This window comes from Janthinobacterium rivuli (assembly GCF_029690045.1).
Classification (GTDB): domain Bacteria; phylum Pseudomonadota; class Gammaproteobacteria; order Burkholderiales; family Burkholderiaceae_D; genus Janthinobacterium; species Janthinobacterium rivuli.
This window is the reverse complement of record NZ_CP121464.1, coordinates 4,206,870-4,230,997: the sequence shown is the minus strand read 5'-3', so window position 1 is coordinate 4,230,997 and position 24,128 is coordinate 4,206,870. Positions and strand designations below refer to the sequence as shown.

General features: G+C 62.2%; 20 protein-coding genes. 19 read left to right on the top strand and 1 reads right to left on the bottom strand.

Features of this window, described 5'->3' with window-relative positions; all coding sequences use genetic code 11:
* The first annotated feature begins 8 nt into the window (after positions 1 to 8).
* From prpC to P9875_RS19150, 6 genes are all read left to right on the top strand, one after another.
* A complete protein-coding gene (prpC, locus tag P9875_RS19175) occupies positions 9 to 1,163 on the top strand; it encodes a bifunctional 2-methylcitrate synthase/citrate synthase (RefSeq protein ID WP_035819899.1) in 1,155 nt (384 codons plus the stop codon).
* A 23-nt stretch (positions 1,164 to 1,186) separates the two neighbouring features.
* Positions 1,187 to 3,781: a Fe/S-dependent 2-methylisocitrate dehydratase AcnD gene (gene acnD, locus P9875_RS19170; protein ID WP_278316310.1), complete on the top strand. Its 2,595-nt coding sequence runs from the start codon at positions 1,187 to 1,189 to the stop codon at positions 3,779 to 3,781.
* Positions 3,782 to 3,878: 97 nt separating this feature from the next.
* A complete protein-coding gene (gene prpF / locus P9875_RS19165; RefSeq protein WP_278316309.1) occupies positions 3,879 to 5,069 on the top strand; it encodes a 2-methylaconitate cis-trans isomerase PrpF in 1,191 nt (396 codons plus the stop codon).
* 150 nt (positions 5,070 to 5,219) lie between these two features.
* Positions 5,220 to 6,773: an MBOAT family O-acyltransferase gene (locus tag P9875_RS19160; protein ID WP_278316308.1), complete on the top strand. Its 1,554-nt coding sequence runs from the start codon at positions 5,220 to 5,222 to the stop codon at positions 6,771 to 6,773.
* A gap of 16 nt (positions 6,774 to 6,789) precedes the next feature.
* Positions 6,790 to 8,016, top strand: a complete 1,227-nt coding sequence (locus P9875_RS19155; RefSeq protein ID WP_278316307.1) for a hypothetical protein — start codon at positions 6,790 to 6,792, stop codon at positions 8,014 to 8,016.
* Positions 8,017 to 8,118: 102 nt separating this feature from the next.
* Positions 8,119 to 10,005 (top strand): propionate--CoA ligase, encoded by a 1,887-nt coding sequence (locus tag P9875_RS19150; protein WP_278316306.1) that lies wholly within the window; start codon positions 8,119 to 8,121, stop codon positions 10,003 to 10,005.
* Between the two features lie 44 nt (positions 10,006 to 10,049).
* Here the strand turns inward: P9875_RS19150 and P9875_RS19145 are convergent, their stop codons facing one another.
* A complete protein-coding gene (locus tag P9875_RS19145) occupies positions 10,050 to 10,763 on the bottom strand; it encodes a S24 family peptidase (RefSeq protein WP_278316305.1) in 714 nt (237 codons plus the stop codon).
* A gap of 149 nt (positions 10,764 to 10,912) precedes the next feature.
* Here P9875_RS19145 and P9875_RS19140 point away from each other — a divergent pair, with 149 nt between their 5' ends.
* The 13 genes from P9875_RS19140 to P9875_RS19080 all read left to right on the top strand — a co-directional run bounded on the left by P9875_RS19140 (position 10,913) and on the right by P9875_RS19080 (position 24,118).
* Entirely contained in the window at positions 10,913 to 11,329 is a 417-nt protein-coding gene (locus P9875_RS19140) for a FeoC-like transcriptional regulator (RefSeq protein ID WP_278316304.1), read from the top strand.
* A gap of 18 nt (positions 11,330 to 11,347) precedes the next feature.
* Entirely contained in the window at positions 11,348 to 11,890 is a 543-nt protein-coding gene (locus tag P9875_RS19135) for a hypothetical protein (protein ID WP_278316303.1), read from the top strand.
* Positions 11,891 to 12,231: 341 nt separating this feature from the next.
* Entirely contained in the window at positions 12,232 to 13,437 is a 1,206-nt protein-coding gene (locus tag P9875_RS19130; RefSeq protein WP_278316302.1) for a phage tail tube protein, read from the top strand.
* Between the two features lie 73 nt (positions 13,438 to 13,510).
* Complete coding sequence (locus P9875_RS19125; protein WP_099400647.1) at positions 13,511 to 13,954, top strand: hypothetical protein; 444 nt, start codon at positions 13,511 to 13,513, stop codon at positions 13,952 to 13,954.
* 140 nt (positions 13,955 to 14,094) lie between these two features.
* Positions 14,095 to 14,298 (top strand): phage tail assembly chaperone, encoded by a 204-nt coding sequence (locus tag P9875_RS19120; protein WP_051991236.1) that lies wholly within the window; start codon positions 14,095 to 14,097, stop codon positions 14,296 to 14,298.
* 51 nt (positions 14,299 to 14,349) lie between these two features.
* Complete coding sequence (locus tag P9875_RS19115) at positions 14,350 to 17,529, top strand: hypothetical protein (RefSeq protein ID WP_278316301.1); 3,180 nt, start codon at positions 14,350 to 14,352, stop codon at positions 17,527 to 17,529.
* Positions 17,526 to 18,995, top strand: a complete 1,470-nt coding sequence (locus P9875_RS19110; RefSeq protein WP_278316300.1) for a hypothetical protein — start codon at positions 17,526 to 17,528, stop codon at positions 18,993 to 18,995. Before P9875_RS19115 ends, P9875_RS19110 begins: the two co-directional genes overlap by 4 nt.
* Positions 18,992 to 20,023 (top strand): hypothetical protein, encoded by a 1,032-nt coding sequence (locus tag P9875_RS19105; protein WP_278316299.1) that lies wholly within the window; start codon positions 18,992 to 18,994, stop codon positions 20,021 to 20,023. Before P9875_RS19110 ends, P9875_RS19105 begins: the two co-directional genes overlap by 4 nt.
* Positions 20,011 to 20,301: a hypothetical protein gene (locus tag P9875_RS19100; protein WP_278316298.1), complete on the top strand. Its 291-nt coding sequence runs from the start codon at positions 20,011 to 20,013 to the stop codon at positions 20,299 to 20,301. The genes P9875_RS19105 and P9875_RS19100 overlap by 13 nt, the downstream gene beginning before the upstream one ends.
* Positions 20,298 to 21,059: a hypothetical protein gene (locus tag P9875_RS19095; protein WP_278316297.1), complete on the top strand. Its 762-nt coding sequence runs from the start codon at positions 20,298 to 20,300 to the stop codon at positions 21,057 to 21,059. The genes P9875_RS19100 and P9875_RS19095 overlap by 4 nt, the downstream gene beginning before the upstream one ends.
* 7 nt (positions 21,060 to 21,066) lie before the next feature.
* Positions 21,067 to 21,897 (top strand): hypothetical protein, encoded by an 831-nt coding sequence (locus P9875_RS19090; protein ID WP_278316296.1) that lies wholly within the window; start codon positions 21,067 to 21,069, stop codon positions 21,895 to 21,897.
* Complete coding sequence (locus P9875_RS19085; RefSeq protein ID WP_278316295.1) at positions 21,897 to 23,618, top strand: tail fiber domain-containing protein; 1,722 nt, start codon at positions 21,897 to 21,899, stop codon at positions 23,616 to 23,618. Before P9875_RS19090 ends, P9875_RS19085 begins: the two co-directional genes overlap by 1 nt.
* A 71-nt stretch (positions 23,619 to 23,689) precedes the next feature.
* The gene (locus tag P9875_RS19080; protein WP_176390044.1) at positions 23,690 to 24,118 is read left to right on the top strand and encodes a hypothetical protein; all 429 of its coding nucleotides are present in this window, start codon (positions 23,690 to 23,692) and stop codon (positions 24,116 to 24,118) included.
* The last annotated feature ends 10 nt before the right edge of the window (positions 24,119 to 24,128 follow it).

Here is a 24,128-nt window from a genome sequence, read left to right as displayed (position 1 = left end):
AGAAATCAATGAACGCACCGCAAGCCGCCACTTTCAAGCCTAAAAAATCCGTCGCCCTGTCCGGCGTCACCGCCGGCAACACGGCGCTGTGCTCGGTCGGCAAGACCGGCAACGATTTGCATTACCGCGGCTATGACATCCTGGACGTGGCCGACAGCTGCGAGTTCGAGGAAATCGCCTACCTGCTGGTGCACGGCAAGCTGCCGACGTCCGCTGAATTGAAAGGCTACAAGGCCAAACTGAAATCCTTGCGCGGCTTGCCGTCGGCCGTGAAGCTGGCGCTGGAAGCGCTGCCGGCTGCCGCCCACCCGATGGACGTGATGCGCACGGGCGTGTCCGTGCTGGGCTGCACCCTGCCGGAAAAAGACGACCATAACGCGCCGGGCGCGCGCGACATCGCCGACCGCCTGATGGCGTCGTTCGGCTCCATGCTGCTGTACTGGTACCACTACAGCCATAATGGCAAGCGCATCGAAGTGGAAACGGACGACGACTCGATCGGCGGCCACTTCCTGCACCTGCTGCATGGCGAAAAACCGTCGGCGTCGTGGGAAAAGGCCATGCACACGTCCTTGATCCTGTACGCGGAACACGAATTCAATGCCTCGACCTTCACCAGTCGCGTGATCGCCGGCACGGGGTCGGACATCCACTCGGCCATCACGGGCGCCATCGGCGCGCTGCGCGGCCCGAAACACGGCGGCGCGAATGAAGTGGCGCTGGAGATCCAGAAACGCTACGACAACCCGGACGAAGCGGAAGCCGATATCCGCGAGCGCGTCGCCAACAAGGAAGTGGTGATCGGTTTCGGCCACCCCGTCTACACGATTTCCGACCCGCGCAACGTCGTCATCAAGGAAGTGGCCCGTTCGCTGTCGCAGGAAGCCGGTTCCACGAAAATGTTCGACATCGCCGAGCGCCTGGAATCGGTCATGTGGGAAATCAAGAACATGTTCCCGAACCTGGACTGGTTCTCGGCCGTGTCTTACCACATGATGGGCGTGCCGACGGCGATGTTTACGCCGCTGTTCGTCATCTCGCGCACCTCGGGCTGGGCTGCCCACATCATCGAGCAGCGCATCGACAACAAGATCATCCGCCCGAGCGCCAACTACGTGGGCCCGGAAGATCTGGAATTCGTGCCGATCAAGGACCGCAAATAATGAGTACTGCATTGACTACCCCCATGAATACCTTGCACCGCAAGCGCTTGCCGGGCACCCAGCTAGACTACTTCGACACGCGCGCCGCCGTCGATGCGATCCAGCCAGGCGCCTACGCCACCTTGCCCTACACCTCGCGTGTACTGGCGGAAAACCTCGTGCGCCGCTGCGACCCGGCGACATTGAATGCTTCGCTGAGCCAGTTCATCGAACGCCGGCGCGACCTCGATTTCCCGTGGTTCCCCGCGCGCGTCGTCTGCCATGACATCCTGGGCCAGACGGCCCTGGTCGACCTGGCCGGCTTGCGCGACGCCATCGCGGCCCAGGGCGGCGACCCGGCCCTGGTCAACCCCGTCGTGCCGACGCAGCTGGTGGTCGACCATTCGCTGGCCGTCGAATGCGGTGGATTCGACCCCGATGCCTTCGCCAAGAACCGCGCCATCGAAGACCGCCGCAATGAAGACCGTTTCGACTTCATCGACTGGACCAAGAAAGCCTTTAAAAACGTCGACGTGATCCCGCCGGGCAACGGCATCCTGCACCAGATTAACCTCGAGCGCATGTCGCCCGTGATCCAGGTGCAGGATGGCGTGGCCTATCCCGATACCCTGGTCGGCACGGATTCGCATACGCCGATGGTCGACGCGCTGGGCGTGATCGCCATCGGCGTGGGCGGCCTGGAAGCGGAAAGCGTGATGCTGGGCCGCGCCTCGTGGATGCGTTTGCCCGACATCATCGGCGTCAAGCTGACGGGCAAACCGCAGCCGGGCATCACGGCTACCGATACCGTGCTGGCGCTGACGGAGTTCCTGCGCAAGCAGAAGGTCGTCTCGTCCTACCTGGAATTCTTTGGCGAAGGCGCATCGCACCTGACCCTGGGCGACCGCGCCACGATTTCCAACATGGCGCCGGAATTTGGTGCCACGGCCGCCATGTTCTACATCGATGCGCAAACCATCAAATATCTGAAACTGACGGGCCGCGACGACGAACTGGTGAAATTGGTGGAGCTGTACGCGAAAGAGACGGGCCTGTGGGCCGACAGCCTGGTCGACGCGCAGTACGAGCGCGTATTGACGTTTGACCTGTCATCCGTCGTGCGCAATATCGCCGGGCCGTCGAATCCGCACAACCGCGTACCGACGTCGGAACTGGCTGCGCGCGGCATTTCCGGCGTGGTGGAAAACGAGCCGGGCAAGATGCCGGACGGCGCCGTCATCATCGCGGCCATTACCAGTTGCACCAACACGAACAACCCGCGCAACATGATCGCCGCCGGGCTGATCGCGCGCAATGCGAACCGCCTCGGTTTGACCCGTAAACCTTGGGTGAAATCGTCGCTGGCGCCCGGCTCGAAAACCGTGGAACTGTACCTGCAGGAAGCGGGCCTGATGCCGGAACTTGAAACACTGGGCTTTGGCGTGGTGGCTTTCGCCTGCACTTCGTGCAACGGCATGTCGGGCGCGCTCGACCCCGTGATCCAGGATGAAGTGGTGTCGCGCGACCTGTACGCCACGGCTGTCCTGTCGGGCAACCGCAACTTCGATGGCCGCATCCACCCGTACGCGAAGCAGGCTTTCCTCGCCTCGCCGCCGCTGGTGGTGGCCTACGCGATCGCCGGCACCATCCGCTTCGATATCGAAAAGGATGTGCTGGGCCATGACGCGGACGGCAAACCGATTTTGCTCAAGGATATCTGGCCATCCGACGAGGAAATCGACGCTATCGTCGCGTCCAGCGTCAAGCCGGAGCAGTTCCGCAAGGTGTACATCCCGATGTTCGCCGCGCAGGCGGACGACGGCATCAAGGTCAGCCCGCTGTACGACTGGCGTCCGCAGACGACGTATATCCGCCGTCCGCCGTACTGGGAAGGCGCGCTGGCTGGCGCGCGTCCGTTGAAAGGCATGCGTCCGCTGGCCGTTTTGGGCGACAACATCACCACCGACCATCTGTCGCCATCGAACGCCATCATGCTCGATAGCGCGGCCGGCGAGTACCTGGCGAAAATGGGTTTGCCGGAGGAAGACTTCAATTCCTACGCCACGCACCGGGGCGACCATCTGACGGCGCAACGCGCCACGTTCGCCAACCCGACCCTGAAGAACGAGATGGTCATCGAGGACGGCAAAGTCAAGGCGGGTTCGCTCACGCGCATCGAGCCGGAAGGCACGATCTCGCGCATGTGGGAAGCCATCGAGGTGTACATGGAGCGCAAGCAGCCATTGATCATCATCGCCGGCGCCGACTATGGCCAGGGTTCCTCGCGCGACTGGGCCGCCAAGGGCGTGCGCCTGGCCGGCGTGGAAGCCATCGTGGCCGAAGGCTTCGAGCGCATCCACCGCACCAACCTGGTGGGCATGGGCGTGCTGCCGCTGGAATTCCTTCCCGGCGTGAACCGCAAGACGTTGGGCCTGGACGGCAGCGAAACCTACGACGTCGTCGGCGAGCGCACGCCGCGCTCCACTTTGACCCTCGTCATCCACCGCAAGAACGGCGAAACGGTGCAAGTGCCCGTCACCTGCCGCCTCGATACGGCGGAAGAGGTGTCGATTTACGAGGCCGGCGGCGTGCTGCAAAGGTTTGCCCAGGATTTCCTCGAGTCGTCGAAGGCAGCGTAAACCAGGGGTCAGACCCGCCGGGTCTGACCCCAGCTTTGTGTTGCGGGGAGGCTGTCGTCCTCGCAGCGCAGGCAAAGAACTTCTGCGGAAATATACAATGACCCACACCCCCCAAATCAAAATCCCCGCCACCTACATGCGCGGCGGCACCAGCAAGGGCGTGTTCTTCCGCCTGCAGGATTTGCCGGCCAGCGCGCAAGTGCCGGGCGCCGCGCGCGATGCGCTGCTGCTGCGCGTGATCGGCAGCCCTGACCCGTACGGCAAGCAGATCGACGGCATGGGCGGCGCCACCTCGAGCACCAGCAAGACGGTGATCCTGGCGAAAAGCAGCAAGCTTAACCACGACGTCGACTACCTGTTCGGCCAGGTCTCCATCGACAAGCCGTTTGTCGACTGGAGCGGTAATTGCGGCAACCTGTCGGCCGCCGTCGGCTCGTTCGCCATCGCCAGCGGCCTGGTGGACGCCGCCCGCGTGCCGGCAAACGGCATCGCCACGGTGCGCATCTGGCAAGCCAATATCGGCAAAACCATCATTGCCCACGTCCCCATGACCAACGGCGAAGTACAGGAAACGGGCGACTTCGAACTCGATGGCGTGACCTTCCCGGCCGCCGAAGTAAAGCTGGAATTTCTCGACCCGGCCGCGGAGGAAGAGGGCGGCGGTGGCGCGATGTTCCCCACCGGCAACCTGGTCGACGACCTCGACGTGCCCGGCATCGGTGTTTTACAAGTCACGATGATCAACGCCGGCATCCCGACGATTTTTGTCGACGCGGACGCCATCGGCTACACGGGCACGGAACTGCAGGACGCCATCAATGGCGATCCGGCCGCGCTGGCCCGTTTCGAGACCATCCGCGCGCATGGCGCCCTGCGCATGGGTTTGATTTCCCACCTTGATGAAGCGGCGAAGCGCCAGCACACGCCGAAAGTGGCCTTTGTCGCCAAGCCGGCCGGCTATGTGTCATCGAGCGGCAAGCAGGTGGCAGTGGGCGATATCGACCTGCTGGTGCGCGCGCTGTCCATGGGCAAGCTGCATCACGCCATGATGGGCACGGCCGCTGTCGCCATCGGCACGGCGGCGGCCATCCCCGGCACACTGGTCAACCTGGCGGCGGGCGGCGGCGAAAAAACCAGCGTGCGCTTCGGCCACCCGTCCGGCACCCTGATGGTGGGCGCGGAAGCGGCGCTGGCCGATGGCGTCTGGAGCGTCACCAAGGCCATCATGAGCCGCAGCGCGCGCGTGCTGATGGAAGGCGTGGTGCGCATACCCGGCGACGCGTTTTAAGGCCAAACAGGCGAATGCGCATGCAGATCAGTTGATATTTCTGCTAGCAAAGAAACTGAGCGACAAGGAAAATGGGGGAGCGTCAGCCGCGATGTACGTGAGCGTAGTGCAGGCGCTGGCGGCCTCCCATGCTTTCTGACTGGTGAACAGATGCTATTTAACTCCTACGTCTTCCTGTTTGCATATCTGCCCGTCACGCTGGCCGGTTTTTTCATCCTGGGACGACGCAGCCGCTTATGGGCCGCCGCCTGGCTGGCCGGCGCCTCGCTGTTTTTCTACGGCTGGTGGGACTACCGCTACCTGCCGCTGCTGCTCGGCTCCATCGGCTTCAATTACGGCTGCGCCACCGTGCTTGGGCCGGGACGCATCCGCCACCGCAAGGGCCTGTTGATCGCGGCCATCGCCGCCAACCTGGGCCTGCTCGCCTATTACAAATATGCGGGTTTCTTCGTTGCCAGCCTGGCGCAATTGCTGGCGCAGCCCATGCCCATCCTGCACGTGGTGCTGCCGATCGGGATTTCGTTTTTTACGTTTACCCAGATCGCCTTCCTGGTCGATACCTACCAGGGCAAGGCGCAGGAAAGCCGTTTTGTCCACTATCTGCTGTTCGTCACGTATTTTCCGCACCTGATCGCCGGCCCGGTGCTGCACCACAAGGAGATGATGCCGCAGTTTGCGGACCGGCGCATCTTCCGCCTTTCGGGCAGGAATGTGGCCATCGGCTCGACGATTTTCATCATCGGGCTGGCGAAAAAAGTACTGGTGGCCGATAACATCGGCCCGTACGCGGCGCCGCTATTCAGCGATCCCGCAGCGCCCACGCTGCTGGCCGCCTGGGGCGGGGTATTGGCGTACGCGTTTCAGCTGTACTTCGATTTCTCCGGTTATTCCGACATGGCCATCGGCTTGTCGAGATTATTTGGCGTGCGCCTGCCCTTGAACTTCGACTCGCCCTACAAAGCGCGCAATATCGCGCAATTCTGGCGCCGCTGGCACATGACCCTGTCGCGCTTCCTGCGCGATTACCTGTATATCCCGCTGGGCGGCAAGCGCTGCGGGCCCGTGCGCCGCTACCTGAACCTGATGATCACCATGGTGCTGGGCGGCCTGTGGCATGGCGCCGGGTGGAATTTCATCGTCTGGGGCGCGCTGCATGGCGCTTACCTGGGTGTCCACAAGGCCTGGAGCGAGGTTGCGCGGCGCCTGCATCTGCCGCTCGATAGCCGGGCATGGAAGATCGTCGCCACCGCCATCACCTTTGCCGCCGTCTGCGTTGCCTGGGTCTTTTTCCGCGCACCGAACATGGCGACGTCATGGGCTATCCTGCAGGGCATGGCGGGTGGCAACGGCATTGCCATACCCGACGCGCTGGCCAGCCGCGTGCCTGCGCTGCAGCGCTTGCTGGAAACGGTGGGCGTGACGTTTTACCTGGGCGAAGGCTTCCAGTTCGTCAAAACCTGGACGTGGATAGGCATTGCGGCGCTGCTCGCCTTCGCCTTTCCGAACACGCAGCAGATCATGCGCCGCTGTACCCCGGCGCTGGATTTTCAGCGTGCCAGCACGGCAGGAGCGGCAGGTCCCGACATGGCGCGCCTGCTGACGTGGCGTGCTTCGCCGGCGTGGGCGGCGGCCATCGCGCTGCTGGCGCTGGCGAGCATCCTGGCCCTGAACCAGCCCGCCGATTTCCTGTATTTCCAGTTTTGACGGGGGAGCGCTGAAAATGAGCAGACCTTCTTATGCCCGTTATCTGTCCATCCTCACGCTGGTGCTGCTGTCTTGCGCCTGCCTGGTATGCGCCTTTGTGTACATCGTCGACCCCTACAATTTATATGGCGTGGCAAGGCGCGAAAACTTCAACGCCGTCAAACCTGGGCTGGAACGCTACCAGAGCCAGATCAAGCACGAACACGCGCTGCGCTTGCGGCCGCGCTTCATCATCCTGGGCAACTCGCGCGCCGAGATCGGCTTCGATCCGCGTGCCGCTGCATTTGGCGCAATGCAGGGCGCTGGCTACAACATGGGAATTCCCGGCACGGGGATGGCGACGGCCATCAGCCAGTTCGGGCGGCTGACCCAGGCTGGCATCAAGCCGGGGACGGTGATCGTGGGCCTTGAATTCATCGATTTTCTGAAGCCGGCCATCGCGCCGCCGGCGCGCGCAGAGGCGCCGTCCGCCCATCTTCCTGGTTTTTGGCGTTTCGATACCTTGTTTTCTCTGGCCTCGGTCAAGGACGCCGTGAAGACGCCGCTTATCCAGCATGACAGGGCGGCGTTCACCATCGAGCCAAGCGGCCTCAATCCCGCGCTGGACTATGGCGCACATGCGGTCCGCGATGGCTATGACAAGGTATTCAGGCATCGGGCGCAGAAAAGCGCCGCCCGATTTGTCACCATGTCGAAAACCGATTTTGCTGACGGCGATTTTCAATCGCTGCACGACTTCTTGCTGGCGATGTCGGCCACGCAGGCCGATATCAAGCTGGTGATCTATCCCTACCACGCGCAGATGCTCACCCTGTTCGAAGGAGCAGGTCTGTGGCCCCTGTTCGAGGAGTGGAAACAGCAGGTGGTGCAGGAAGTGGCGGGGGTAAAGGAAAAGAACCCTTCCGCCAGCATCAGCGTGACCGATTTCAGCGGCTTTGGGCCTTACAACTGCGAGCCTATCCCCACGCAACAACAGCGCCACGCCAGCACGCGCTGGTACTGGGAAGCGGGGCACTTCAAGAAGGCACTGGGCGACATCGTCATGCAGCGCGTCATGACGCACAAGGGCGGTGCGCCGGACGATGGCCAGTTCGGCATGCCGCTGACCAGCGCCACCTTGGCGGCGAATCGCGACAGGATTGCCGCCGAGCGCCGGGCCTGCGAGGCGGCGCAGCCAGCGATGTTCGCGCTCTCGAAAAAACTGTTTGAAAAATCGTTGGAGAGGGCATCCATACGCAGATAAAGGAAGAAAGACCCAGGTAGATGCTACACAAATAGTAAACATAAGGAGGCCAGGCCAGTTCGCCCAAGCCCGATACCAGATTGCACGCATACCGGAGGAGACATGAATTTCGCAGCATTTTATCAACGCTCGATCGACACGCCAGAGGCTTTCTGGCGCGAGGAAGCGGACAAGATCGACTGGAACACCCCGTTTTCGCAAGTGCTTGATTATTCGCGGCCGCCGTTCGCCAAATGGTTCGTCGGCGGCACCACCAATTTGTGCCACAACGCCGTTGACCGCTGGGTGGACAGCCAGGGCGATGCCGCCGCGCTGATCGCCATTTCCACCGAAACGAACACGGAGCGCATCTACAGCTTTCGCGAACTGCAGCGAGAAGTGGAGCGCTGTGCCGCCATGTTGCTGTCGCTGGGCGTGGTCAAGGGCGACCGCGTCCTGATCTACATGCCGATGATCGCCGAGGCGGCGTTCGCCATGCTCGCTTGCGCCCGCATCGGCGCCGTGCATTCCGTGGTGTTCGGCGGCTTTGCCGCCAACAGCCTGGCCAGCCGCATCGACGATGCGCAGCCCAAGCTGGTGTTTTCCGCCGATGCCGGTTCGCGCAATGGCAAGGCGATTGCCTACAAGCCGCTGCTCGACGAAGCCATCCGCATCGCCGCGCACAAGCCGCGGCAGGTGCTGCTGGTCGACCGCCACCTGGTGCCGATGGAACTGACGCCGGGCCGTGACGTCGATTACGCGACACTGCGCGAGCGGCATCTGGATGCGCGGGTACCCGTCACCTGGCTCGAATCGAATGAACCGTCGTACGTGCTGTACACCTCGGGCACGACGGGCAAACCGAAGGGCGTGCAGCGCGACGTGGGCGGCTACGCGGTGGCGCTGGCGTCGTCGATGCAGTACAACTTCTGCGGCAAGCCCGGCGAAACCTTCTTCGCCACCTCGGATATCGGCTGGGTGGTGGGCCATTCCTACATCGTGTACGGACCGCTGATCGCCGGCATGGCCACCATCCTGTACGAGGGTTTGCCCACCTGTCCCGATGCTGGCATCTGGTGGAGCATCGTCGAGAAATACAAGGTCACGCGCATGTTCTCGGCGCCGACTGCCATCCGCGTGCTGCGCAAGCACCCGGTGGAACTGATGCGCAAATACGACCTGTCGTCATTGAAGGCGCTGTACCTGGCGGGCGAGCCGCTCGATGAAACCACCTCGCAATGGATCGCCGACGAACTGAAAGTGGACATCATCGACAACTACTGGCAGACGGAGACGGGCTGGCCGATTCTCTCGGTGGCGAAAGGCGTGGCCGACACGCCGACGCGCCTGGGCAGCCCCGGCCTGGCCATGTACGGCTACCAGGTCAGGCTGCTCAATGAAGCGACGGGCGAGGAGTGCGGCGCGAACGAGAAGGGCGTGCTGGTGCTGGAAGGCCCGCTGCCGCCCGGCTGCATGCAGACGGTGTACGGCGACGATGCGCGTTTCGTCGACACCTATTGGTCCACCTTCAGCGGCCGGCAAGTGTATTCCACCTTCGACTGGGGCCTGCGCGATGCGGATGGCTATTACTTTATTCTGGGCCGCACCGATGACGTGATCAACGTGGCCGGCCACCGCCTGGGCACGCGCGAAATCGAGGAAAGCATCACCAGCCATCCGAACGTGTCGGAAGTGGCGGTGGTAGGCGTGGAGGACAAGCTCAAAGGCCAGGTGGCGATGGCGTTCGTGATCCTGAAGGATCCGCAGGGTTTCGACAGCGTTGAAGCGAAAGCGGTGCTGGAGCGCGAAGTGATGGCCGTGGTCGACCGCCAGCTGGGCGCCGTGGCGCGGCCCGCGCGCGTGCTGTTCGTGGCGCAGCTGCCGAAAACGCGGTCGGGCAAGCTGCTGCGCCGTTCGATCCAGGCCATCTGCGAAGGGCGCAGTCCGGGCGACCTGACGTCGATGGATGATCCGGCCGCGCTGCAGCAGATCCAGGCAGCGCTGGCATAAGCGCCATGATGAGCGCGAAGTTTATCAATCGATAAACTTCGCGCTCAAATGCGGTCGCTTTCCTTGCGCACGACCCTGCCCACGATCAGGCATTCATTGCCGCGGCACAGTTTGCGGTGGTATTTACGCTGGTCCGGGTTGTCCGACGTCAGCCACCATTCGCCGATATCGCGCGCCATGCGCTTGACCACCGGTTCGCCTTCATAGTTGATCGCGAATACCACGCCATCGGCCGGCCGGCTGTCGGCCGTATTGATGATCACCACGTCGTCCTCGTACAGGGCCGGCTCCATGCTCTCGCCCTTGACCTTGATCGCCACCAGTTTTTCAGGGTGGTAGCCATTGCGCTCGACCCAGCTGCGCGGCACGCTGATGGTGCTGCCGTCGTGCGTTTCCGGTTCGATGGCAAAGCCCGTGATGCCCGCCGACAGGCGCAATTTGACCTTGCGGATCGGGTAAAAACGTTCGTCCTCGCCATCTTCCACGACCACGGCCTGCGCGCCGGCCAGCGCGCGCGCGGCCATGGCCGTCTGGTCGGGCGCCGCGCCCTGGTCGAAGTACATGCTATCGAGCTGCAGGTCCGCTTCCAGCTTGCGCGCGATCTTTTCGCTGAAGGCACGGCCCTCGCGGTAGCTGGGCGAGAGGATTTGCGAGATGCGCGCCTCGCTCCAGCCGCTGACGTCGGAAATTTTCTTGCGCGTGTTGTCGTAATGCTCGCGGATCAGGGCCAGCAGGCGATCGCGTCTGTATTGATACATATTCATCTCCACATTAAACCTGAAATTTACCGTTTGATAAATTACCAAATGCTTGACTTTAACATTAGCGATTGATAAAGTCCACTCGTTGCCTGTCGCAAACGCACTACAGCGTCTGCCGGTTGGCGGCACCACGGGAGGTCAGGCAGATGTTGAACAGCAGTCAGTTGGTTGAAAGCAGGGCGGCGCCACGGCAGGGGCGCCAGTTACAGGGACGCAGCAAGAAGTCGCAGCTGCACATCGCCCGCATCGCGCAGTACATCCGCGAGCAGGGCCAGGCCAGCGCGGCGCAGTTGTCCGCCTTGCTGGGACTCGATGCGGGCACCATGAGCCGCTATTTGCGCCACATGTGCGGCATGGGGCAGATCCATCTGGCGCAGCGGCATTGCACGGAGCCGGGACGCCAGCGGCCCGCCCTGTATGCGCTGGGCGAGCAGGACGACGAGGTCGATGGCTGGGCCGAGCTGCCGCCGCAAGTGCGCCGCACGGCCAGCTGGGCACCCGGCATGGCCAGCCGCGATCCGCTGGTGGCGGCCCTGTTTGGCCCGGCCCAGAATAACGATTAGTATCAACGAGGAGATATCATGGGATTCGCAGAAAAATTCATCGCATCGCTGTCGTCGCAGAACCTGCGCGACGATGCCGTCCACCACGACCTGGATGTCATCGCCGCCGCCGCGCTGGCCGGCGACATGGGCGCCTTGCTGTGCCGCGTCAAATATGCGGACGGCACCATCAGCCGCCTGTTTGAAGGCAATGCGGGCAACCTGGCGCAGCTGCTGCGCGCCTGGACGGCGGCCGTGACGCAGAAGGGCCGCGCGCGGCGCTGGGTCAAGGCGAACACGGCCTGGGATGCGCAGGCCGCCAATACCTTGTACCGCCGCGTGGCCGAAGCGTCGCTTGCGCATTGGCTCGACAGCAAATGCAAGGTCTGCCACGGCACGGGCGTCGTCGCCGCCATGCAGGCCGGCGCGCCTGTCGTTTGCAAGGCGTGCCACGGTGGCGGCGAAGCGGCCATCAGCTGTTCCGGCGGCTTCGAGCTCGAACGCATCAAGGACATGGTCAGCGAACTGGAAGGCATCTTCCAGTCGCACAGCGCCCGCGCCATGCGCCGCCTCGGTCACTGACAAAAATTTTGCAATATGCCCGGCACTGAAAAAAAACGCCCCTACAATAGAGTCTCGATCACGCAGCAACAGCAACATAGCCAATACCGCAGTACACCACATGCTTCTCCACTCGTAATAGACGCGCTTTCGGCGCGACACCGATAGGGGAACTCAGCGCAGAGAACGGCCTTCATGGCCCCTTCGCCCACTATCCATCCGGCATGGCCTCGCGCCATCCGGACGCCAGCCCGCCGCCTCGCCGCGTGCGGGTTTTTCATATGTCTTCCCGATTATTCGCAGTTCCTTCCCCAAGACCGCCGCTGGCGGTCTTTTTTTATCCCACGAAAGGTTTTACAACTATGGCATCGACAGCAAACGGCATCGACAGCGTGATCGTTATCAGCAAACAAAGCGCCGAAGGCAGCAAGGCTGCCGCCGGCGGCGGCCAGATTTATCCCCGCGTCACGGCCACCTTCGACACGGAAGCGGACAAATACGCGAGCGCCGAAATCGACGCCAGCCAGCAGCAGGGCGATACCCGCCTGGGCAACTTCCGTACCACGGGCGCCATCAAGGCCGAAGCGGCGTGCGGCACGTATGCGCCGCTGATGGCTGCGCTGCTGCGCCGCGACTTCACGGCGGGCGGCGTGGCTGCCGCGCAAACCACCATCGCCGCTGCCGCCTCCGGCCTGACGCGCAGTGCCGGTTCCTGGCTGGCGGAAGGTTTCCGTGCCGGCAGCGTCGTGCGCATCACCGGCATGACGGCGCCGGCCGCCGCCAACAACGCGAAGAACTTCTTCGTCACGTCGGTCACGGCCACCAACCTGAATGGCCAGTTCATGGACGGTTCGGCCATGATCGTCAAGGCGGCCGGCGATTCGGTCGGCGTGGCGGCGGTCGGCAAGCGCAGTTTCACCCCGTTGACCGGTCATACCACCGACTGGTTCACGGCCGAAGTGCAGGACCCGAAGATCGGCGTGCACCGCAGCTTCGTCGATCAATTGGTCAGCAAGATGGATATCGCCGTGCAGCCGAACGGCATCACCAGCCTGGACTTCACCCTGATGGGCAAGTCGGAAGGCCCGACCACGGCCGCGCCGCATTTCGCCGCTCCCCTGGCTGCACCGGGCACAGGCAAATTCTCGGGCGCCACGGCGATGCTGTCGGTGAACGGCATCCCGTCGCAGATTTGCACCGGCATGTCCGTCTCGCTCGAAGGCCAGGTCAAGGTCGACCCGGTGATCGGCTCGAAGTACGCCACGGCCGCCTCGCGCGGCAAGGTGATGGGCTCGGGCCAGTTCACGGTGCTGCTGCAGGATGCCACCTACCTCGACTACTTCAAGTCCGAGACGGAAATCCCGCTGGCCTACGCCATGGCGTCGGGCACGGCGCCGACCGCGGACGTGCTGGCGCTGGCCATGGGCCGCATCAAGATCACCTCGGCCAAGATCGACGACGGCGAGAAAAACAAGATCGTCACTTGCGCCTTCGACGTCCTGCGCTACAAGGGCGCCGACGCGCAGCACGAAGCGACCACCCTGACCATTCAGGATAGCGCGCTGTAAGCGGCTAGCGTCTGCATAGGGGCCGCCGCGATGGCGGCCTTTTTACTTTTACTTCATCCAGAAAGCATCACACATGAACAACGCACAAAAAATCCAGGCAGGTTTCGACATCGGTAACATCCACGCGGCAGCCACGCCCGTCACCTTCGACGTGCCCGTCATTTTCGATGCGGACGGCGAGGCGGTGGCCGGCCTGACCATCGTCGGCAAGAACAGCGAACAATACCGCGTCGCCAACAACGCCGTGCGCGCCGAAGGCTACAAGAAGTCGGCACGTCGCAAGACGGCCATCGACGCCTCCACCGACGAAGGCGCGGAACTGCTGGTGCAAGCCATTGACGGTAACCAGAAACGCCTGGCACTGTCCGTGGTCACGGGCTGGTATGGCTTCACGAGCAACGGCGCACCCGTGCCGCTCGATCCGGCGCTGCTGGAAGCGGCCTTTGAAAAATACCCGACCTGGCAGGAAAAAGTGACCACCGCGCTGGAAAACGAGTCGAATTTTTTGAAACTCTGAGGGCCAGCCTGCTGCGCTACGCCGGGCACCAGTTCGAGCGCGGCGCGCGAGCGGCCGATGGCCATGCCAAGGGCGAGCATATCGATGCCGCCCGGCGCCATCCGCTGTACCGCGCGCCACCCGAAGAGGCGACGCCGCCCATGCCGTTCGAGCTGGCCCACGTGTGGGAATGGTTCGCGCAATTGAACCGCAAGCGGCAGAACGGCATGGCCGTCAATCCCATCGCCAGCACGGAAATCCTCGCCTGGCAGGCGCGCCACGCCATCGCCATCGAGCCGTTCGAGCACCAGTTGCTCGACCAGCTCGACGCGCTGTTCCTGTCGCACCAGCATGCGGCGGGCTGACCCGCATTTTCCAACCCGGCCGCCATGCGCGGCCTTTTTTATGGGCCAAACATGCCAGAGATAACGGAATTAAAACTTGTCATCGATTTGACGAAGGCAACGGATACGGTGCCGGTGCTGAAAGCAATCAACGAGGCCAGCCTGTCTGCGGCCGATGGCCTGAAGGTAGTCAATACGGAGGCGGAATCGTCGGCGTTGTTGCTGCGCGCCCAGGCGGAGCAGGCACGCGATGCCGCCGCCGCCTCGAAGGCCTTGGGAGCATTGAATACCGGCGAGGCGAAAGCGCTTGCCGATGCCAGCAAATTGGTCGGTGGCCTGGGGAATGCCCAGACCCGGCTGGCGGCTTTCCGCGTCGCAGGTAGCTCTGCCACAGCCAGTACGGGCGCCAACTATGGCGCGTTTGCATTTGAAGAGCAGCGCCAGGACAAGCTCGATACCGCAGGCAAAGAGGCGGCTGATGCCAAGGCAAAAGCGGCGCCAGCGGCGCCCACGCGCAAATATAGCGAGGCGGAGTGGAAGGAGGCAGGTGAATTTGCCAAGACGTTTGCTGAAAAGCTGGAGACGGCGTTTGGCAAGGTCGGCGGCACCATCGGCAAAATGACCACGGCCTTGTTGGGATTCAGGAAGGCGCAGGATGATATCGATTTTACCTTTGCCAAGGAAGTGAAAGAGGACCCGACCGAAAAGGGGCAGGAAAAGGCGCAGGAAAACAAGAAAAAAGCCACGGTCAAGCAGTATCACGACATGGCGACCGCCGCGAAGGGCTTTTTCAAAGAAAAGTCGGCCGGCTATGAACTCATGGAAAAGGTGGAAAAAGGCTTCCGCGCCTATGAATTTGCCATGAATGCGAAGTCGCTGTTTGAAAAGCTGACCAGTATCACCCTTGTGACGACGGCAAAAACTGCCGCGACGACGGCGGAAGTCGCCGGCGCGGCGGCATCGGTCGGACCGGTAACCGCTGCGGAAACGGCCAAGTCCAGCGCGTATGGCGTGTCGGCGCTGGCATCGGCTTTGGCGGCGCCGTTTCCTGCCAATATCGGCGCATTTGCCATGGTGGCCGGCATGCTGCTAGCAATCGGCGTTGCCGTTTCTGGCGGCGGTGGCGGTGCCGATACCACCGCCAAGGACCGGCAGGCTGCAACAGGCACTGGCACGGTGCTCGGCGATTCATCCGCGAAGTCGGCGTCGATCACCAAGAGCCTGGAAATCATGGAGAAAAACTCCGGCCTGGGCCTGGCGTATTCGTCGTCGATGGTGGTCTCGCTCAAGCAGATCGTCTCGGGCATCGGTGGCCTGGGCAGCTTGCTCGTGCGTTCGGACATCCTGACGTCCGCGCTGGGAACCAAAGGCAGTTCCAGCGGCGGCTTCATAGGTAATGTCGTCAGCAGCATCTTTGGCGGCAAGACCACGGTGCAGGATGTCGGGATAGTCACCAACTCGTCGCGCCTGGGCGACCTTGATACTAAGCGCTTCGACGTGAATTCCTATGTCGATATCAAGAAGTCCGGTGGCTGGTTTTCCAGCGACAAGAAGTCCACGAATCTTACGGCCATGGGACTGGAAACGAATGACCAGTTTACGAAAATCGTGCTTGGCCTGCGCACAAGCGTCGTGGCTGCAGCCGATTCCCTGGGTATGGGCGGCGATGCCTTCACGGCGCGCTTGAATTCCTTCGTCGTCAGCCTGGGCAAGATCAGCCTGAAGGACTTGAAGGGCGAGGAAATGCAAAAGGCCCTGGAAGCGGCTTTTTCCAAGTTGGGCGACGACATGGCGAAGTTCGGCGTGGGCGGTCTGGAAAAATACCAGGCCGTGGGCGAGGGCTATCTGGAAACCCTGGCGCGTGTGGCCAACAACTACATGCAGGTGTCGGATGTGCTGGCCGTGCTGGGCAAGTCCTTCAACACCTCCGGCCTTTCCGCCGTGGCGCTGAGCGAAAGCCTGATTCAGGCTGCGGGCGACCTCGATACCCTGACCAGCGGTACCAGCTTCTTCGTGCAGAATTTTCTGACCGAGGCCGAGCAGATGGACCCGGTCACCAAGTCGGTGCGTAGTGCCATGGCGGCGATGGGCCAGTCCGGCGTGACGACGAGCGAGCAATTCAAGGCGCTGGTGCTGGCGCAGGACTTGAACACGGTCGCTGGCCAGAACATGTACGTGCAGTTGCTTGCCATCGCCGAGCCGTTCAAGAAGGCGGCCGACTACTCCGCCGATCTGGCTGCCGCCACGGGAGAGCTGGCCGAAGTGAACAAGACGGCCAGCGACATCGCCAGCGAACGCAAGGATATGCAGCAGCAGTTGAACGAACTGACGAAAACTGAAGCGCAGTTGCTGGCCGCACAGCGCGCCAGCGTCGCCGATGCGAATCGCGGATTGTTCGACCAGATCCAGGCCGTCAAGGCGGTGACCAGCGCGAAGGATGCGCTGGCCAAGGCTTATGAAACTGAATCAGCGGCGGCCAAGTCGGCGCTGGAGAAGTCGAAATCGTGGGTGACGACCTTGAACGGGCTCAATGCCAGCATGGCGCTGGGCGCCCAGTCGACGCTGACGCCGGAACAAAAATATGCGGAAGCGCGGGCGCAGTTCGAGAAAACCCTGGCTGCCGCGAATGCGGGTGATACGACGGCGCAATCAGGGCTGTCGGCCACCGAACAGGCGTTTCTGACGGCGTCGCAAGTGGTCAACGCTTCCGACGCCCGCTATGCGGCCGATTATGCCCGCGTGGTGGAAGCGAACAAGGAAGCGTTGAAATGGGCGGCCGCGCAGGTCGACGTGCAGCAGGCCAGCCTGGATGCGCTCAATGCCCAGGTATCGGGCTTGATCACCATTAACGACAGCGTGCTGACGGTGGCGCAGGCCATCGCCGGCCTGCGGGCGGCGATGGGCGGTGCGGCGGACCTGGGCGTGAAACTGAATAATCCTCCCGTGGTCGCCGCGCTTGCCGCGATCACTTCTCCCGTGACAGCGGCGGTCTTCGACCCCGTGCGCTACTCGTCGGCGGCGAACGTCGGCTCCGACGTACTGGTGGCCGAAATCCGCGGCCTGCGCGAAGACAACCAGGCCATGCGCGTGGAGCTGGAAGGCTTGCGCGCCGACCAGCGGGCGCAAACGGGTGCCACTATTCAGGCCACCTTTGAATCGAACGCCAATGCCGCCAGGACGGTGGTCGATGGCGTGGACAAATCGTCCCGGGCATCCGCCTGGGCCAATGCAGTGAAAGGAGAATACGCATGACCGATGCGCAATTTCAGGAATGGCTGCAAAGCCCGTCGGCCATCCGCATGGTGCTGATCGAGGCGCAGGTGAATGTGGCCGGCAGCGAGGTGACGCGGTATATCGCTTCGCGGCCCTATGTCACCGGGCCGCGCGAAGTACCGGCGAATACCGCGTACCAGCCGCTGGCCAAGGGCGGCCTGGCCTTCACGGAACAGGTCAGCCTGTCCGGCGAGGCGGGGTTGTCGGGCGGCGATATCGAACTCGATAACGCCGATGGCGCGCTTGATGGATGGCTGGACGACGTCTGGATGAACCGGCCGCTCAAGGCCTGGGCCGGCGATCCGTCCTGGCCGCGTGCCGACTTCCGGCTGGTCTTCGACGGCATCATCGCCGACGTGGCCAGTGCGGGGCGCGAGTCGGTCAACCTGGTGCTGCGCGACAAGCTGCAGCGCCTGAATACGCCGATTTCCGAGGCGAAGCTGGGTGGCACGACGCCGAACAAGGACGCCATCCTGCCGATACCCTTCGGCGAGTGCCACAACGTGACGCCCTTGCTGACCAATCCCGCCACTTTGGAGTACGGTTTTCTTGGCGCGGTCGAATCGACGTTTGAAGTGCGCACCAACGGCAAGCCGATTGCTGTGGCCTTGAATAACCAGGCGGGTCGCTTCAACCTGACTACCGATCCGTTTTCCACCACGATCACGGCCAGCGTGCAGGGTGACAAGGGCGGCGGCTATGCGCCGCGTATCGCGCCGCTGGTGCAGCGCATCGCGACGGCCTATGGCAAGGCAGCCGACCGTTTTACCGCGGCCGACCTGGATATGGTCAACCTGACCGCCTTCGATGCGGCCCACCCGCAGCCGGTGGGGCTGTATGTAGCGGACCGCACGAACCAGGCGCAGGCCATCCAGCAACTGGCGGCCAGCGTGGGCGCCCAGGCGATCATGTCGCGTACGGGCCAGCTGCGCCTGGTGCAGATCGCGCTGCCGGCCGCCGGCGTGCCTGTGGCGATCGGTCCGGAGCATATGCGCGAACGCTCGCTGCGTCCCGCGCAGCGTCTGCCGGTGACGGCTGCCGTGAAGATCGGCTTCGACCGGAACTGGACGCTGCAGGCTGGCCTGACGACCAGCATTCCGCCCGCGCATGCGGATTTGTATGCCACCGAATGGCTGACGGAGACGGTGGTCGACACGGCGGTGCGCACGCGTTACCGCCTGTCTGATGATCCGGTGCAGATCGATACGTGCCTCAAGACGCGGGCCGATGCCCGCGCGGAAGCGCAGCGGCGCCTGGCCATGAACAAGGTACCGCGCACCATTTACGAATTTGATGGAGAGCCCGAGATGATGATGCTGGAACTGGGACAGCCCGTACAACTGCGCGCTGAACGCTTTGGCTTGCAGGACGGCGTGCCGGGCGTGGTGGTGATGCTGTCGCGTTTCTGGCTGACGGGCCGAGTGACGGTGGGGGTGCTGGCATGAGCGCGATAGTGGGGGAACGCGACAAGCTGATCATGAATACCGTGCCGCGCTTCGCGCCGGCCAACGACCGCGTGCTGCTGCTCGCTGCCACGGCACAGGCGTTCAAGGTGGCGGCCACGACAATTGCCGCTCCTGCCAGCATCGATTTCACGGCAGGCCTGGTGAACATGCAGGGCCAGGTGACATTCACCGCCAGCAACGCCAGCGTGCTGACGCGCGTCGGCAACGTGGCCACTCTCGCATATGCTGGCATGGTGGGCGACAGCGTGACGATCACGGCCAGCATCGTGGCCGACGGTCTGACCTACACGGCCAGCCAGACGGTCAGCAAGATTTTCGACGGCCTGACGGGAAACTCGGCACGGATCTGCTATAGCAAGACCAGTTTGCTGTCACTTGCCAGCGCGCCGGCGACGCTCAGCACGCAGGGAACAACGTCCTATCCGCCAATTGATACCTGGGGCGCCGGCACGGTGTGGGAAGGTTCGCCGCCGCTGTTTGGCGCCGGCGAATCGCTGTACCGTTCGGACGGAATTTTCAATCCGGCCAGCGGCACCACCAAGTGGTCGGCGCCGTATTTGAATGCGCTCAAGGTGGGGCAACTGAGCGCGATCAGTGCCGATCTTGGCAAGGTCACGGCGGGCGATATCTACAGCGCGACGCTGCATGGGGGCACGGGGTATCCGACCAACAACTACAGCTGGCCCAGTAATGGAGGCAGCGGCTTTCATTTGAGCGCCCAAGGGTTGCTTATTGGAAATATCAATGTGCCAGGTGGCTTTTTTCAGCTGTCGAGCACGGGCTATTTTGAGATGCCAGGACTGACCGTGACACCTGGCGTAGCGGGAGTTGCCCCGGTTGCGAGGTTTTCCGGCATTCTTTCTGGAGCGCGGGGATCTTTCGATCTGATGCAAAGCCCGAATCGGCTGGCTGGCGGTAATGAGGGATACGACCTGACCGGCGCAGGCCTGTATTTTTATAATGCCGATGGCAGCATCGCCATGGCTTGCGGGAAGTGGCCGCGATGATTGGCCTTTGGACTTTCACAACCGATGGCAGGCCGGTCATCACACCTACCGTTGCTGGCGGTGTCTTCCTGGGCATGCACCAGCAAAAGGTCGGCGATCCGCTGGTACGGACCTTCCATGGCGCTGTGGGCTTGGCGCTGCGTGTCTACCAAGTACACGGCGGCAGCTTTACCTGGGTTGTAGGACAGGACGGGGCTGGCAACCCTCAGCTTATTTTTACTGCTCATCCCGCAACTTTTAACGGCGGCCCGATTCTTTTACTGGTATTTGCCATATGAGCCTCTTTTTTAACACGGATGCTGGCCATCGCCTGATCGACAACGTTAACCTGGTTCCCGAGTTTATCGGCAAGGTGACACTTAATCCGACGCCCATCATTTCGAATGATGGTGCCGAAAATTCGTACTTGGCGTATCGATATAGTGGCGTTCTGCCGCCCACGAATGGCCGACCGTACATGGTTTTCTGGACACTGCCGGTATCGATGGCGGATATGTGGTGGTGGCCGCAGGATCAGTTCGGATTTCCCGGATCGGGCCTGATCTACACAGGTATCGATGCATTTTTTGCGGCGTCGACGCCTGCGCCTGCGGTGTTGCCGGAAGCCTACGTGTTCTCGCTAGCGGAGATCGAAATTTCTAATGCGCCGATTGCTGTCCGCCTGTGGAATACCGCCGGCAAGCTGTTATTCGACAGCGGAAAGGTGCATTTGGCGATACAGCAAATTGCGGCAGGAATCAACGTCAGCAGCATCGAATCAAGTCTGGCGCTGCCATCGTTGCCGGGAAAGCCTGCTTTTCTAGTGCCGTCAATTATGCGTAACAGGGAATACTACAGTTCCCGAGCTTCGTCGGCGCGCTTCACGGAGTGGCTTGCCTGTTATCGGCGAACTGGCGGGAATGTCAAAGTGAAAATGGTCGAGACGAGTAATTTCGATATTCCACCTAGCAACACCCATGGTTATTTTGAAGACCAGACCTACGGCAACACCAGCGGCTTGGTGTTGCCGGTCATAGATGCTTCACTTTACGAATAGGACTGACATGACCAATCTCCGCATTATTTATGACAACGCCGGCGACCGCGCAATTTTGACCGCATCCAGCCAGGCCGGCGCGCTGGGACCGGCCAATCTGCAGCACGAGGGCAAGCATGACGTGCTGCGCTCACTCGGCCTGGCGCTGACCATTACCGCCACTTGGCCCACGCCCGAGATCATCGGCTGCGTGGCCCTGCCATTTTGCAACCTGACGCCGACGGCGACGATCCGCGTGCGCGGCTACGTTGAGCCTGGTGACGCCGTGTCCGATTTCGATACGGGCACCGTGCCCGCCTGCGAGTACGCGCGCCTGGGCATGTGGAACTGGGGGGCGCTGCCGCTGGGCGTGAACGCTTTCAGCTATGGCGGCGGCACGTATGGCCGCAGCTGGTTCCAGATGCGCAGCGTCAAAAAACTGGTGATCGACCTGGCCGACCCGGACAACCCGGCCGGATACATCGAGGCTGCGCGCCTGGTGGCTGGCGCCTGGTGGAGTCCCGGGCAGAACGCATCTTACGGCGCCGGTGTCACGCCAGGCGATACCAGCAACCAGTACCGCAATGGCGCCGGCGAGCAGAAAGTCGAGCGCGGCGCGTTGTACCGAAAACTGTCGATTTCGCTCGACCACATGACGCCACTGGACCGGGCCGAGCTGTGGCGCATCGTGCGCGGGAATGGCCTGTCGCACCCGTTATTCGTCAGTCTGTTCCCGGACAGCGACGACGTCGAGCTCGAGCAGACTCACCAGGTGTATGGGCGCCTGGCCAACCTGGCCGCCATCACCACGCCATCTTTCCAAACATATGCCACCACCATTGAAGTCGAGGAGCTGTAATGACTGATGTATTTAAATATGGCCAGCAGGATCTGATCTATCAGCTCAACCAGTTGGCCAAGGCGAAGGACATTGTTGATATCCCGCAGAATTCCGTGGCAGCGGCCGCGAGCGCTGCGGCCTCGGCGGCGGCAGCCGCTGCGGCCGCAGAATCGGATGGCGCTGCGGCCACCGCTGCGTCAAAGGCTGCGGCCGCGCTCAAATCGCTCGATGCGCGCTATCTTGGCGCCAAAGTGCTGCCGCCGGACGTTGACAATAATGGCGGTGCGCTGCTGGCCGGCGCGACCTATTGGGACACGGTGCTGAACGGCGGCTGCCTGCGCGTGTTCCAGGCCGGTGCGTGGGTGACGATTCCGGCCAACGTTGCCTCGCAAATCAGCAGCACGCCGGTGGGCGGGATCGTTGCGAAGAACGTTCAGGCGGCGTTGGCTGAGCTGGACGCTAAAAAAGCGGCACGCTCAACGACGCTGGCCGGCTATGGCATTACTGACGCGCTGCCGGGCTCGTATGTGCCGACCTGGGGCAGCATTACTGGTAAGCCGCAGTTTGCTGCCGTGGCTACGTCAGGCAGCAAGGGTGATGTTGGCCTGGGTAACGTGGACAATACCAGCGACGCGCAAAAGCCGGTCAGCACCGTGCAAAAGACTGCGCTGGACGGAAAGGCCGCTAAGGGCAACAAGGCTGATGCTGGGTTGGATAAAGTAGACAATACCAGCGATATAGAAAAACCCGTGTCAATAGCCCAGGCGAAAGAACTTGCGCTTAAAGCGCCCATTAATAGTCCGGTCTTTACCGGAACCGTCCGAATACCGGCGGCTGGGCTGGACTTTGGTACCAGTGGAACTGGTATAAACGCCCCGGCTGCCGGTATGTTGACGATGGTGACGAATGGTTCTGAGCGTTTCCGTTTAAGCGATACTGGTGGATTGACGCTAAGCAACTTGGGCTTTTTCCGGGTCAACACACCTGACCTGACGCTCACAGCGCCGTCGACGGCAACCATTATTTCAAAAGGTGCCCTTGGGTATGGAGCGTTCCTAGCGTCGTCGTATGACACCTTACCCGCAATTTATGACTTTGCAAATTCTACCAGTGGTACAGCTGGTCGTATTCTCTGCACAAATGGCGCTGAGGCAACGATTTTATGGCAAGTTAAGAAGGCCAACGTCCTCTCCGATGTCATTGCGATGAATGGTGCGTATTTGTACCCCACATCAGACAATTCTACTGGATGCGGCGCTCCTTCAAACCGATTCTCCATGGTGTATGCGGCAACTGGCGCTATCAACACATCGGACGCACGTCTGAAAACTGCCATTCGCCCGATGGATGAGGCAGAAATCAGTGCGGCTATCGCTATCGCTGAAAGTGTCGGCACATACAAGTGGCTGGAATCTATCCAGGCCAAGGGTATCGAAGCGCGCAGACACGTCGGCGCCACAGTGCAAGGCATCATGGCCATCATGGAACAGAATGGACTCGACCCGTTTGAATATGGCTTCATCTGCTTTGACTCGTGGGATGAGGAATATAGCCATCGTGCTCCGGTCGACGGTGAAGGTGGCGGCGACGTGCGGGTGAGAGAGGCCGGGGATCTCTATTCCTTGCGCAACGATCAGCTTAACCTGTTCATTGCGTGTGGCCTCATGGCTCGTATGGCTAAAACAGAAGTGCTTCATGCTGCACTGGAGTCGCGCGTTGCGGCTCTTGTGACGACCTAGCTCATATCTTTTATCTTCACTTCAAACCCGCCTCGGCGGGTTTTTTCATTCCCACCACCTGAAAGGCAATCATGGCCCTCGAAACCACCGCCGCCGGCGGCGCTTTGATCAAACTGTTTGGCGTGCCCGTGCTGGCTGGCGCCGCCGCCACGTCGCTGGGCTTCATGTTCATGTGGCCCCGATCCACCAAGGAGGCATTTATTCGTTTTTGTTCCAGCATCATCATTTCCACCTTTCTCGGCCCCGTGCTGGTGGCCGCCGTGCTGTCGTGGTGGCCCAGCCTGTTCGACAGCGCGAAGACCGTGGCGGGTCTGTATGGCGGCGACCCGGCCACGGGTTTCTTGTTCATCGCCGCGCCCGTGATGGTGGCGGCCGGCTTGCCTGCCTGGTGGGTGCTGGGCGCTTGCGTGCGCTGGTTCGACAAACGGCGCGGCAAGGATATCGGCGAACTGGCGGCCGATGCGGCCGCTGCCGTCAAGGATGTGCGGGGCATGCTGTGACAGGCGCCCA